Consider the following 13,209-nt stretch of genomic DNA (forward strand, 5'->3'; position numbering starts at 1 on the left):
TGATGCCCGGGAGCGGCGGTACCGCTGCCCCCGGGCATGCTCGCCCGCCGGAGAATCCCGCCATCAGGTGGCGTAACTGTGTCCCCGTTCCCGCTCGGCGTCCTGGTGCTGCGCTCGCGCGCCGCCGCGCCCCGGCAGCAACGACACCGCAAGGTAGATCACCGTCGACAGGGCCAGAGCGAACGCCCCGTTGATCACACCGTCCGGGAGCGGTGTGAAGCCGTAGAGGGAGCCGATCTCCAGCACGAAGTTGATCGCCAAGCTCAGCACGATGCTGCAGATCGCGGCGAGCTTGGTACCCCGCGACCAGACCAGGCCGAGCACGATCGCCGGAAAGATCGCCGCGGCGAACGTTCCCCAGCCGAACACGCCGAGCAGCGCGACCAGCGTGTCGAGGTACAGCGCGAACAGCACCGACGCGACCAGCAGCGCTGCCACCGCCACCCGGCTCCACAGCAGCTCGTTACGGACCCGCTTACCGAAGGCGCGGGGCAGGTCGCGCACCAGACTGGCGGCACCGAGCGTCGCGAAGGCATCGCCTGTCGACATGATCGCCGAGAGGATCGCCGCCATCACCAAGCCCGCGAAGATCGCCGGCGTGTACTCGGTCATGAACACGGTCAGCGCCTCGTCCTCGCTGGCTACGGCGGGAAACTCGCCGTCGATGGACAGCGCCAGCGCCGACAGGCCCACGCCCACGACGAGGAACATGGTGGCGACGTAGGCCAGCCCCGCGGTGACCGCGCCCCACTTCAGCTCCTTGGTGCTACGAATCATCAGGAACTTCGTCAGCAGCTGTGGCTGGGCGGCCGCGCCGACCGCGAACAGCAGGATCCAGCACGCGATCGTCACGGCGGGAAACGCACCGAACGGGGTGCCGAGCGCGGGATCGGCGCTCTGCACGGTCGTAGTGATCTCCGAGAGGCCACCACCGACCCGCACGGCACCCACGAAGATCACCACGGACACCACGATCATGAGGACGCCCTGGAACGCGTCGGTGTACACCGCCGCGATCGTTCCCCCGCCGATGGCGTACAGCGCGAGGATCCCCAGGCCGATCACCGCCCCCGTGTGGGTGTCGATGCCGAAGATGCTGCCCATGACCACACCCATGGCCTGCACCTGCGTGCCGAGGTAGCCGATCACGCCGAGCACGATCGCGATCGCGATCCAGCCGCGCGCGGCTGGGCTGCGGTACCGGCGCTCGGCGACATCGCCGAGGGTGTACACCTCTCCTGAACGGGCGAGCCGCCACATGCGCTTGCCGACCAGGAACCAAGCCAGTCCGAAGCCGAGCACCGCGGCGAGGCCGATCCCGGTCACGAAGCCGAGGCCGTCGCTGAACGTCATGCCGGTGCCACCGAGTACGCCGAAACCACTCTGGATCGAAGCGAACACCGCGATCGACATGACGAACATGCCGAGGTTCCGTCCCGCGACGAGATAATCGGACACCGACTTGGTCCGTCTTGTCGCCCATACCCCGATGAGCACGGTGGCCAGCAAGTACGCGGCGACGATCGCGATGATGGTCGGGTTGGTCTGGAACATCTACGCGACCGTCCTTTCCTGCTCCTCCGGCTCGGTGAAGGTCGCCGCGTAGGCGAGGGCGACGAGCAGGATCACCGGTGTGATCCCGAAGAAATAGAGCGCAGTGGTGGGGGCCAGCCCCAGCACGAGACCGGTGACCTCCGGATCGCTCACCGACAGCGCGTCGAGCGCGCCGTAACCTGCCAGCAGCAGGATCGTCAACACGGTCGGCAGCGCGACCGCCAGCCGCCGGTCCCTGACCGGGCGGGACATGGCGAGCAGCACGCCGACCGCGAGCAGCGTGGGGTAGAGCACCAACCGCCAGTCGGCCGTCAGCATGCCCGCGACGGCGAGCGCGAGCAGGATCAGCAACGCGTACGCCAGCGGATCGGTCGGTCGGTCGTGTCTTCGCATCCATGACCTCCTCGGAAGGGACGCTCGGGACAGGTTGCGCCGCGCTGGCTACCGGTGCTCCGGCTGGGGTTCACGCCGGAACCGGACGTCGCGGTACTCGGCGAGTGTCGGGGCGAGCTCGCGGGCCAGCTCGAGCCGCTTGGCCTTCCCGGTGGCGGTGTAGGGCACGTCCTCACCGAACACCACGAGCTTGGGGCATTTGGCATGGTCGAGCCGGCTGCGGCAGTGCGCGAGGATGTCGTCCTCACGCACCTGCGACCCGTCGTGGAGCACGACGTACGCGGCGATCTCCTCGCCGTAGTAGCGGTTGTCGAAGGGGAATGCCAGGCCGTGCCGCACCGCAGGATGGGAGTGCAGCACGTCGTCCACCTCGAATGGCGACACGTTCACTCCACCCCGGATGATCAGTTCCTTGAGCCTCCCGGTGATGAAGAAGTACGGCAGCCCGTCCGGCCCCGGATGCCAGAAGCCCTCATCACCGGAGCGGAACCACTCGCCATGGAACGCCCTGGCGGTCGCGTCGGGATTACCTGCGTAGCCGCTCATCACCACCGGGCCGCGGATCGCCAGCTCGCCGCGCTCCCCTGCCGGGAGGGGCACGCCCTGCTGGTCCGTCACCCGCACCTCCAGCCAAGGCAATGCCGGTCCGATGCTGGGGAAACCGAGATCCTGATGCCAGGTCCGCCGCTGCTGCTCGGGTAGCCGCGGCATGAGGGTGGCCACCGCCGTGGTCTCGGAGAGCCCGTACAGGTGCCGGACCGGAACACCGAAACGTTCCTCGAAGGCGAGCACGGTATCCACAAGCAGCGGACCGGCGCCGCACAGCACCTCATCGAAACCCGTGGGCGCGCCGCCTCCGGTATCCAGCAGGAACTCAAGCAGCGACGGGACGAGGCTGCATACCGTGGCCCCCTCCGCATCGGCATCGCGCCAGAACGTGTCGCTGCGGAACCGGTCGCACAGCACCGTCGACAGGCCGCTCAGCCAGGGAAGCAGGCTGCTGATGATCAGTCCGTTGACGTGGTGGATCGGCAACACCGTCAGGATGCGGGTCGAGCGTGACCAGCCGAGCCCGCGAGCCAACGCCTCGCAGTCCGCGAGGATGTTCGCCGCGCTGAGCACCACGCCCTTCGGCGCCCCGGTGGTGCCGCTGGTGTACACGCGCAGGGCCTCGGCGTCGAGCGGTGCCGCGCCGACCTCGGGTGTCTGCCGCCTCGCGCCAGCCTGCCGTGCGCGATCCGGCTCCCGCAGCGGCAGGTCGGTCACCGGCACGGCCCGTGCTGGCGGGCCGGGCGGCCGCTCGCGAACCGACGGCGAGTACACCAGCACGGCGGCGGAAGCGTCGTGCAGAATGTACTCGTGCTGCTCGGCTGTTTCGTGGGGGTTCAGCGGGACGCAGCATGCGCCAGCGACCCAGCACGCGTACGCGACGGCAAGCGCATCCGCGGTGTTGCCGGCTAGCGTTGCCACGCTGTCGCCTTCCCGGATGCCCCTGTCGCCGAGCCAAGCCGCGGTGGCCGTCACCCTGTCGCGCCACGCGCCCACGGTCCATTCCCGGCGCGTGCCGTGCTCGTGGTCGAGCTCCACGAGGAACGTCGAGTCGTGATCGGTGCGCGCGTAGAAGGCCTCCGCGAAACTCGAAGGTTTTCTCGCCGAACCGTTTTCCGTTCGCTGCGCTGCCATGAGGCTCGACCGTAGTGACCGATACCACGTCAATCCATGGGCAATTCCCCACTACTGGTCGTGACTCTTGGGTGATACCACATAGCGTTGGTCGCTGGTGCCTTCTTCGTCCATGCGCAGCCGGTGCAGCATGATCGCCAGGTGCAGCTGCAGGAAATGGTCGCCGCTACGCCACTGATCTCCGAGGAGCTGGTCGATACGCTCCAGCCGCTGGTACAGCGTGTTCGGGTGAATGTAGAGCGATTTCGCGGTCGCACCCGCCCGGCAGCCATGGGCGAAGTAGGCCTGCAAGGTCGGCACCAGCTTGCTTTCCCGGTGCTCGTCGTGTCGCAACAGCGGCCCGAGAACACCGTCCAGGTAGGTATCCAGCTGTTCCCTTCCTGTCTCGCTGAGCAACAAGGCGTACAGCCCCAGCTGTGCCGGTGTCGCGCCCTCCCCTGTGCGACCGACCAGCCGCAGCACCTTGGCGCAGCGGCTCGCCTGGCGGTGCGCCGCGGGAACCTCGTCGAGCCGTTCGAAGGGCTCGCAGCCACCCACGGTGACCGGCTGCCCTGCGGCATCGGTCAACCTCCGTGCGAGCACCGCGACCGTGTCCGGCCCGCTCCCGGCGCGCACCAGCACCGTGATCCGCGAACCCTGCGCGTGAACCAGCCCAGGACCGGACTCGGCGACCGCCCTGGCTTCGGCATGCGCGCGTGCCAGCATCGGCCCAGCCGCATCGCACACGGCCTCGGCGACGACCACTGGACCGTGCAACGGCACCCCGAGGGCGTCCGCGCGCGGCCGGACCTCGGCCGGGTCGGTCACCTCGCCCGAGATCATCTCAGCGAGGAGCTCGCCCCGCGCACGATTACGCGCGTCCTCGCTCGCCCGCCGGTCAAGCAGCAGCAGTGCGGTGACCATCGCCGCCCGCTCCAGCGCCCTGGTGTCCGCATCGTCGAGCGCGCGCCCCGTGAACACCAGCGACCCGAGGTGCTCCGCCCCGGCCATGGCCGGCGCGATACAGCAGGTCTGCCCGCCAATGCTGGTCTCGACCGACCGCCGCTGGCTCGCCACCCGCTCCAACGCCGCGAGAAGCTCATCCTGCTCCCAGCCGGACGAGGGATCCGGACCTACGTCCGGGCCACGGTCCGGGTCCAACGCCGACCACGGGGGCGGTAACGCGGCCCCATGGTCGGTCAGCGGGCGCCCCGTCGGGGCAACCAGGAAGGCGCGTCCACCAAGTACCTCCTCGACCGCGCTCGCCAGCACCGAGATCGGCGCCCCCTCCAGCACCATCGCCGTCAACCGCTCGTGCAGCTCCGCGCCACGCCGCAGCGCCGCGTTCTGCCGCTCGATCTCCTCGTGCGCCTCACCAAGCTGTCGCAGGTTCCGCTGGGCCTCCTCGAACAAGGCAGCGTTCTCGATGGCGATGGCCGCGTGCGCGCCAAGCGAGGAGAGCAGGGAAGCTTCTTCCTTGGCAAAGCTGCGGGAGCTCCGGTCGGCCGCGAACAGCACACCGATCACCCGCTGCCCGATCCGTAGCGGGACACCAAGGATGGATGTCAACGCCTCCGCGGCGATGATGTCGTCGATCGTGTGCACGAAACGGTCGTCGGCAAGGTAGTCCGCCGTCCACATCGGTGCGGCGGTCTCGGCGACCAGCCCACCGAGGCCCGTCCCGAGCGGCAGCCGCACGGTGAGGAACTCGGAGGTAAGGGCGCCTTCAGCGGCGCGCATGTAGGTGTCGCCCCGGTGCTCGTCCATCAACATGAGATAGGCCAGATCGGTGCCGAGCAGCTGCCTGCTTCGCCGTACGATCGCCCCGATGACCTTGTCCACGTCGCGCAGCGCGGTGAGATCGCCCGCGGTGTCGTAGAGAGCGGTCAGCTCCGTCGTTCGCCTACGGTAGGTATCCAGCCTCGCCCGCAGCGAGCCCGCCCGCTCGAGCAGCCGGCGAACCGCCTCCCGCTCCGCGTCCGTGGCAGCATCGTCCTCGGCACGCTGCAGCACGGCGTGGAACTCCGCCTGCGAGGCCTCGTCGAGCAGGAGATCGAGCACCGTCTCACCCAGCTGATACATGCGTCCATCATGCCCAGACAGGACAAGGTGCCCGGTACCAAGAGATGCACACGGCGGGTGCGGGCACCGGATGTGTGGCGCCTGCGGGCACGCGGGGGGAACATACAGGGCAGGGGCCGGTACGAACCGGTCGCCACGGCACCGAGGGCAGCTGCCTGGCGGGGAGAGGAGCGCGGTGTTTCTCCGGCAATTGGAGTACCTGGTGGCGCTCGACCAGCAGCGGCACTTCGGGCGTGCCGCGGAGTCCTGCTGGGTGAGCCAGCCGACGTTGTCGGACGGGATCCGCAAGCTGGAGAAGGAGTTCGGCGTCGCGATCGTGCGGCGGGCGCACCACTTCGAAGGGTTCACTCCCGAAGGGGAACGGCTGCTGGCCTGGGCGCGGCAGCTCCTCGCCGAGCGGGACAACCTTGCCGCCGAGCTGGGCAGTCTCCGCGACGGGCTGTCCGGCAAGCTCCGGCTCGGCGTCATCCCCACGGCGCTTCCGGTGCTGTCGATGCTGACCCAGCCCCTCCACGAGCGCCATCCCCTGGTGCGCGCGTCGATCCTGTCGTTGACCTCGCGCGAGATCCACCGCGGGCTCAGCAGGTTCGAGCTGGACGCCGGGCTGACCTACCTGTCCGACACCCCGCCGGACCTGCGGGCGGTCCCGCTGTACGAGGAGCGATACCTCCTGCTGTGCCGCCGCGACGGGCCTCTCGCGGAACGCGCCAGCGTGACCTGGGAAGAAGCGGCGGCCCAACCGCTGTGCCTGCTGACCCCGGACATGCAGAACCGCCGCATCATCGACGCGATGTTCGCCGAGGTGAACGCGACGCCGCAGGTGGGTATCGAGACGAACTCGGTATCCACACTGTGCTCGCACGTCAGCCACGCCGGTTGGTCCACGGTGATCCCCCACGCGTGGCTCCGGCTGCTGGGAACACCCCCGGGAACCCGGGTACTACGGCTGGCCGAGCCGCAACCATCGTCGACCGTCGGAGTGATTGTGCAGCAACGCGAGCCACCGCCCCTGCTGGCTGGTGCGCTGCTGGAGGTGGTCACCGAGATCGACGTCCAGCAAGAGCTCGACGCCATGCTGCGGTAGTGCACCGAGGCCACACGGGCGTTGATAGATATGCCCGATCAACCGTTCGGAACTGACTGTTGGACCCCCGCCCTGCAATGCCAGCAGCATGAAGTTATCCCGTGACACCCATCACGACACGGGTCCGTCACGTCCCGAGCGGAAACCTCACCGAGCGAACGGAGCCCGTCATGGCAAAGGTACTGTGCGTCCTCTACGACGACCCGATCGACGGGTACCCCACGACCTACCCGCGCAGCTCGATCCCGCACATCAACGGCTACCCGGACGGGCAGACCACCCCGACCCCGGAAGCGATCGACTTCACCCCTGGTGAGCTGCTGGGCAGCGTATCCGGTGAGCTCGGTCTGCGGCGCTTCCTCGAAGAACGCGGTCACACCCTGGTCGTCACCTCCGACAAGGAGGGGCCGGATTCGGTGTTCGAACGGGAGCTGCCGGACGCGGAGGTCGTGATCTCGCAGCCGTTCTGGCCCGCGTACCTCACGCGGGAGCGGATCGCGAAGGCTCCGAACTTGAAGCTGGCGCTCACGGCGGGGATCGGATCGGACCATGTCGATCTCGACGCGGCCATCGAGCGGGGGATCACGGTGGCCGAGGTGACGTACTGCAACAGCATCAGCGTCGCCGAGCACGTGGTGATGATGATCCTCAGCCTGGTACGCAACTACCTCCCCTCGCATCAATGGGTCCTCGACGGCGGCTGGCACATCGCCGACTGCGTGCAACGTGCCTACGACCTCGAAGCCATGCACGTCGGCACGGTGGCAGCGGGGCGTATCGGCACCGCGGTGCTTCGAAGGCTGAAGCCGTTCGATGTCACGCTGCACTACACCGACCGGCACCGGCTGCCCGAGGACGTCGAACGCGAGCTCGGCGTGACGTACCACCCTGACGTCGCCTCGATGGTCAAGGCCTGCGACGTGGTGACCATCAACTGCCCGCTCCACCCGGAGACCGAGCACCTGTTCGACGACGACATGCTGGCCACGATGAAGCCCGGCTCGTACCTGATCAACACGGCGAGGGGGAAGATCTGCGACCGCGACGCGATCGTACGTGCGTTGCGCAGCGGACAACTCGCGGGATACGCGGGTGACGTCTGGTTCCCACAGCCTGCCCCGGCCGATCACCCGTGGCGAACCATGCCGAATCACGGTATGACCCCGCACGTCTCGGGGACGTCGCTGTCGGCACAAGCCCGCTATGCGGCAGGGACGCGGGAGATCCTGGAGTGCTGGTTCGACGGCAAGCCGATCCGCGAGGAGTACCTGATCGCCGAGGGTGGCGCGCTGGCAGGGACCGGTGCGCACTCCTACAGCGCGCGCACCGGGTGAGCTACACCGGTACGTGCCGGTCAGAAGTGGGAGAGAACGGCTTCGGTGGCGGGGGCGAGCTGGTCGATCACCCCGGGCAGCAGCAGGACGCCCGCGATGGTGGCAGCGGGGGCGATCAGCGCGTTCTCGACGGTCTTTCCGGTGCGGAACCGCAACCAGGCCGGTGGGCGCAGCTCGTACCAGGTCTGTCCGCGGATGGGGATGGGCCACAGGAAGGGACAGCCGGACTCGGTGAGCGCATCACCCAGGCAGTGCACCACGCACCCCAGCGCGACCGCGATGCCCAGCCAACCGGATAGCTGGGCCAGCTCGGCCAACCCGCCCGGGCTGGTAACCGCCCACCAGGCGATCGCGCCCAACGACACCGGAAGCAGCCAGTCACCGAGGGCGTTCTCGGCCAGCAGCAACCCCACGATCGCCACCGCCGCCACCGCATACATCCCCCCGGTCTGGGTGCCTGCCGCGGTGGCCACCCCTGCCGCACCCGCGAACGCCAGCGTGTGGGTCAGGTGCCGGTGCGTGCCGGTGGAATCGTCATCGCCTGCCAGCCGGGTGACGGCATACATCCCGGCCGACGCCCGCCGCAGCAGCCACGACAGCGCTGCGGTGGCCGGGCCCAACAGCCGCGACGCCCGCGCCCCAGGGTGATCCAGATCCGGAAGCAACGCGAACCCCGCCGTGGTCGCCGCGAAAACCACCGCCTCATGCAGCGCACCAGACCCGACCAGCGGAGCCACCCCCAACCCCGCACACCATCCCGTCAACGCATGCGTCCGCCCCATCATGTGACTTCCCCCTTCCGCTGCGTGATCACCGGACATACCGTACGTATGTCCGGTAACCGGGTGGGACCGGGGGCACAGGTAGGCTGACGCCGTTGTGAATACCTACCAGCAGCGCAGCATCGTGGTGATCGCGCACAACCTCCGCTCGGTGCACAACGTCGGTTCGCTCCTGCGCACCGGTGAGGTCTTCGCCATCGACAAGGTGTACGTCACCGGGTTCACGCCGCATCCCACCTACCCGGGCGACGAGCGCGACCCCAAGCTGCGGGACATGCAAACCCGCCGGATGGCCAAGGCAGCGGCAGGCGCGGAACGCACCATGCCGCTGGAACACCATGGCGACGTCCACGAGCTGCTCGCCTCGCTCCGCGAGGCCCGCTATACGATCGCCGGGCTGGAAAACGACCCGGACGCCGCCGTTATCGGCGACTACGAACCAGGCGCGAAGGTGGCGTTGATACTCGGTGACGAGGTGTCCGGGATCAAGCCCGTACTTCGCGAGGAATGCGACGTGCTGCTGCAGATCCCGGTCTTCGGCGGGAAGGAAACGTTGAACGTCAGCGTCGCCGCAGGCATCGCGTTGTACGCGCTCCGTACGGCGTGACGGCCCGGCGGCTCTACGCCATTCGCCGGATTGAGCCCGCCCAGGAATCAGAATACTATTCATCTTTTGGTTCGCTGTTCGGGTAAGGAGTGCGATGCCACGGACACGACGGATGGCTGGCGCGATCGCGCTCACGACGGCATTGGGTATAGGCCAGCTGCCTGGCCATGCGCTCGCGCAGGAGTCGCCGGAAGACATCGTCGGCGATCGGGCGGAGATCGTGCTCGACCCGGGGTACTGGTTCAACTACGTCCACGAGCTACTCGTCGGCGGAACCCTGGTCATGCCCCTACCGATCGATCCGGTCAAGCCAGAGACGTACCTGCCGACCGCGCCCGTCGACGCCGGCGACGATGCCGCCACCCTGCCGCGCCGCGACCGGGATCTACTCGATGTCAGCTACGAGTGGCTCGGCCGGACGAAGACGGTGGCGGACTTCCTGCGGGATACCGAGACGGACGCTATCGCGTTCGTGCACGACGGCGATCTCGTCGCCGATCACTACGCCAACGGGTGGTCGGCCGACCAACGTCACCAGGCGTGGTCGGTAACCAAGTCGGTCACGTCGACCCTGGTGGGGCAGGCGGTGGACGACCGGCTGGTGCGTTCGGTCGACGAGGCGATCGAGGACCACATCCCCGAGTTGCGCGGCACGGCGTGGGAAGGCGTCACCATAGCGAACCTGCTCCACATGGAAAGCGGCGTGCACTGGGACGAGACCACCCCGTTGCTGACCGAGAACACCCAGGTACAGCAGTGGATCGAGATGGCTTTCGACCTCTACACCGACGGCGTACTCGGCAAGACCCGTAACGAGTTCCTCATGTCGTTGCCGCGCACCGCCGAACCGGGCACCGAGTTCTCCTACAACAGCGGCAACACCCAGGTACTCGCCTGGCTGGTGGAAACGGTATACGAGCAACCGTTCAACGAGCTGCTCACCGAGAAGCTGTGGCAGCCGACCGGGATGGCGGCCGACGCGGAGATCCTCACCGACCGGGTCGGGGACGCGATCGCCTCGCAGAGCCTCTACGCCACGACCCCGGACTTCGCCCGCTTCGGCGAGCTGTTCCGTAACGAGGGGCGGGTCCCCGACGGTGACCGGGTGGTGTCCAAGAAGTGGGTGCGTGAAGCCACCACCATGACCGGAACCTCCGATGGGCAGTACGGGTATCAGTGGTGGCAAGGCGCGACCCCCGATGGCTACGCGGCGTCCGGCTTCCAGGGGCAGCGCATCGAGGTCGCGCCGGAGGAGTGCCTGACCGGTGTCCGGTTGGCCCACAACCTCGGGGTGAGCTTCCGCTCCGCGGGCGACGACCCGGTTGACCCCGGCAGCTACGGGTTCGACATCAGCAGCGGCAACGCCGAGTGGCAAGCGATGTACCGCGCGGTCGCCGAACACCTCGACGGATGTTCATCCCGGTAGGACACGACCGTCAGCCGACGCACGCGAGTCCTTGCGCCTTGATCCCGCCGAGCCGTCCTTCGGCGATCCCGCTCACCCGGGTGAGCTCGTCCACCGAGCCGAACGGCCGCAGATCGACGATCTGCCCGGCCCGTTCGGGACCGATCTCGTGGATGCGCTGCAACTCCTGGATACCCGCTGAGTTGATGTCCACCTGCCCCTGCTCGCAGCCACCTTCCGGTGCCGAACCGGTCGCCGGTTCCGGTTCGGGTTCCGTAGCGGAATCGGCCTCGTCCCTCGCCTGTTCGAGCTTGCCTTCGAGTTCGGCGACGCGCTCTTCGAGCTGTTCCACTTCCGAAACGGACGGTCGTTGATCCAACGCGGTCTCGAGTTCGTCTCGCTCGTCTGCCAGCTGGGCAATCTCACGCTCGAACTCCGCGGCGTCATCTGCCTCGCCCGATCCGGACCCGACGCCGATACCGAACGCGACGACCACGAAAACGATGATCACAGGGGTGCGCCGGTACCAGGGCAACTCATGCTGCTTCGCTGCCAGCATCGCTACGGCCTCCAGAACTACAGGGGAGTCTCGATCCTCGGCCGTCGCGCGCGCCAGCACAAGAGAGCGGTCGGACGTACCGGCTGCTCCGACCGGCGGGATCGGGCGCGATCAGCGGCCGGTGAAGACGGCGTCGCGGCGTTCGATGAAGGACTGGATACCCTCGGCCCCATCGGCGGTCGCCAGCAGGCCGGCGATGTCGGGGCGTAGCCGTTCGATCGCGGTGTTCTCGCCGTGTTCGCGCGCCAGGTGCGCGGAGTGCAATGTGGTCCGCACGCCCAGCGGTGCAGATTTCTCGGCGATGGTGGTAGCAATCGTGGTGGCTCGCGCCAGCGCCGCGGCGACGTCGGCGCTGACCTCCTGGACCAGGCCAATCCGATGGGCTTCGGCAGCGTCGAACTCGTCGCCGGTGAGCACCCAGCGCATCGCGTTGCCCCAGCCAGCCTGCTCGGGGAATCGAACTGTCGCGCCGCCGAACGGGTAGATGCCCCGGCGGATCTCCAGCTGGGCGAAGCGCGCGTCCCGCGCGGCGACGCGGATGTCAGCTGCCAGCAGCAGTTCTATGCCGAGCGTCATCACCCAGCCCTGCGCGGCGGCGACCACGGGTTTGGACCACGGTCCGTCCAGCCGCCACGGGTCACGCCCGCCCTCGGGCAGCGGGAACTCGCCCGAAGCCAGCTCGGCACCCACGTCGACCATGTCCAGCCCGCCGGTGAAGTGATCACCATGGGCGTAAAGCACACCGCACCACAGCTCGTCGTCCGACTCCAGCAGACCGTAAGCCTCCGCCAGCTCGGCGAGCATTGCCCGGGTGAACGCGTTGCGCTTGGCCGGACGGTTCAACCCCATCAACAGCACGCGCCCCTGGCGCTCAACGGTCACCGCAGACTCGCGCGCGGACGTTGGATCCACCATGAGAACCTCCTCAGTTGCATCATGAGACTTACTGGACGGTAGCCTCGAACGCCTGCCGTGACAAGTGGGTTGTATGATGAAACTGATAAGGTGAGCGGCATGCGACGAACCTCGTTCGATAACTGGCCGTGCTCGATCGCCCGTACGGTGGATGTCCTCGGCGACGGCTGGACACTGCTGGTGCTGCGCGAGGTCTACTACGGGCAGTCGCACTTCGACGGCTTCATCAACACGCTCGGCATCGCCCGCAACACCCTCACCGACCGGCTGCGACGCCTGGAGGAAGCCAGAATCCTGCACCGCCGCGCCTACCAGACCGACCCGACTCGCTACGAGTACCTGCCAACTGACAAGGGACGTGACTTCTTCAGCGTCCTGGCCGCCCTCAACGCCTGGGGCGACCGCTGGCTCACCGACGACGGCGGTGTCCCCGTGGTGTTGCACCACCACACCTGCGGCCACGACACCCACGCCGAAGTGGTGTGCTCCTCCTGCGGACAGCCCCTGCGCCACGAGTTCACATCCGCCCGCCCCGGCCCCGGCTACCCGGCCCGTCTACTCGACCATCCCGCCGTGCAGGCACGATTTACCAGCAGCAGTCGCCACGCCGACCGCGACGCGAGCGACTGAACGGGTGTTGCGATCGGGTCCGGCACCGGCCCCCGTGCTGATGCTCATCCCCGGCCGACACCTCCGCGTCACCGGCGCCGCGAGCGCACCCTTGGCCCACCCGCAACGACCAACCCCGTGGATCCCAGCCAGACCCCACGTCCCGAACAACCACACGGGTCGAACCCATGACAGGTTCGACCCGTTCGTGATCTCCTGAGAG

At 68.1% G+C, this 13,209-nt stretch carries 12 protein-coding genes; 5 read left to right on the forward strand and 7 right to left on the reverse strand.

Going from position 1 to position 13,209, the window contains the following annotated elements; all coding sequences use genetic code 11:
• Positions 1 to 63: 63 nt before the first annotated feature.
• Genes F8178_RS00360 through F8178_RS00375 form a run of 4 tightly spaced genes read right to left on the reverse strand, consistent with a single transcriptional unit; the run spans position 64 to position 5,691 of the window.
• Positions 64 to 1,554: a sodium:solute symporter family transporter gene (locus F8178_RS00360; protein ID WP_317492545.1), complete on the reverse strand. Its 1,491-nt coding sequence runs from the start codon at positions 1,552 to 1,554 to the stop codon at positions 64 to 66.
• Complete coding sequence (locus F8178_RS00365) at positions 1,555 to 1,947, reverse strand: hypothetical protein (RefSeq protein ID WP_317492546.1); 393 nt, start codon at positions 1,945 to 1,947, stop codon at positions 1,555 to 1,557.
• Between the two features lie 48 nt (positions 1,948 to 1,995).
• Entirely contained in the window at positions 1,996 to 3,630 is a 1,635-nt protein-coding gene (locus F8178_RS00370; RefSeq protein ID WP_317492547.1) for a class I adenylate-forming enzyme family protein, read from the reverse strand.
• A gap of 51 nt (positions 3,631 to 3,681) precedes the next feature.
• The gene (locus F8178_RS00375) at positions 3,682 to 5,691 is read right to left on the reverse strand and encodes a helix-turn-helix domain-containing protein (protein WP_317492548.1); all 2,010 of its coding nucleotides are present in this window, start codon (positions 5,689 to 5,691) and stop codon (positions 3,682 to 3,684) included.
• A gap of 175 nt (positions 5,692 to 5,866) precedes the next feature.
• On the opposite strand from F8178_RS00375, the gene F8178_RS00380 reads away from it, so the two are divergent.
• On the forward strand, positions 5,867 to 6,775 hold the full coding sequence (locus F8178_RS00380; RefSeq protein ID WP_317492549.1) for a LysR substrate-binding domain-containing protein: 909 nt from the start codon (positions 5,867 to 5,869) through the stop codon (positions 6,773 to 6,775).
• A gap of 170 nt (positions 6,776 to 6,945) precedes the next feature.
• The gene (locus F8178_RS00385; protein WP_317492550.1) at positions 6,946 to 8,109 is read left to right on the forward strand and encodes an NAD-dependent formate dehydrogenase; all 1,164 of its coding nucleotides are present in this window, start codon (positions 6,946 to 6,948) and stop codon (positions 8,107 to 8,109) included.
• 20 nt (positions 8,110 to 8,129) lie between these two features.
• Here F8178_RS00385 and F8178_RS00390 read toward each other — a convergent pair whose 3' ends face one another.
• Positions 8,130 to 8,894, reverse strand: coding sequence for a metal-dependent hydrolase (locus tag F8178_RS00390; RefSeq protein WP_317492551.1), 765 nt, complete (start codon positions 8,892 to 8,894; stop codon positions 8,130 to 8,132).
• A 94-nt stretch (positions 8,895 to 8,988) separates the two neighbouring features.
• On the opposite strand from F8178_RS00390, the gene F8178_RS00395 reads away from it, so the two are divergent.
• Both F8178_RS00395 and F8178_RS00400 read left to right on the forward strand, forming a co-directional pair.
• Positions 8,989 to 9,498: a TrmH family RNA methyltransferase gene (locus tag F8178_RS00395; protein ID WP_317492552.1), complete on the forward strand. Its 510-nt coding sequence runs from the start codon at positions 8,989 to 8,991 to the stop codon at positions 9,496 to 9,498.
• A gap of 94 nt (positions 9,499 to 9,592) precedes the next feature.
• Positions 9,593 to 10,924 carry a serine hydrolase domain-containing protein gene (locus F8178_RS00400; RefSeq protein ID WP_317492553.1) on the forward strand — a complete coding sequence of 444 codons (1,332 nt, stop codon included), beginning with the start codon at positions 9,593 to 9,595 and terminating at the stop codon, positions 10,922 to 10,924.
• A 10-nt stretch (positions 10,925 to 10,934) separates the two neighbouring features.
• Here the strand turns inward: F8178_RS00400 and F8178_RS00405 are convergent, their stop codons facing one another.
• Both F8178_RS00405 and F8178_RS00410 read right to left on the reverse strand, forming a co-directional pair.
• Positions 10,935 to 11,462 (reverse strand): helix-hairpin-helix domain-containing protein, encoded by a 528-nt coding sequence (locus F8178_RS00405; protein WP_317492554.1) that lies wholly within the window; start codon positions 11,460 to 11,462, stop codon positions 10,935 to 10,937.
• Positions 11,463 to 11,573: 111 nt separating this feature from the next.
• Positions 11,574 to 12,377: a crotonase/enoyl-CoA hydratase family protein gene (locus F8178_RS00410; RefSeq protein WP_317492555.1), complete on the reverse strand. Its 804-nt coding sequence runs from the start codon at positions 12,375 to 12,377 to the stop codon at positions 11,574 to 11,576.
• 99 nt (positions 12,378 to 12,476) lie between these two features.
• Here F8178_RS00410 and F8178_RS00415 point away from each other — a divergent pair, with 99 nt between their 5' ends.
• Entirely contained in the window at positions 12,477 to 13,007 is a 531-nt protein-coding gene (locus F8178_RS00415; protein ID WP_317492556.1) for a helix-turn-helix domain-containing protein, read from the forward strand.
• The last annotated feature ends 202 nt before the right edge of the window (positions 13,008 to 13,209 follow it).

It is taken from the genome of Haloechinothrix sp. LS1_15 (assembly GCF_033042135.1).
Lineage (GTDB): Bacteria > Actinomycetota > Actinomycetes > Mycobacteriales > Pseudonocardiaceae > Haloechinothrix.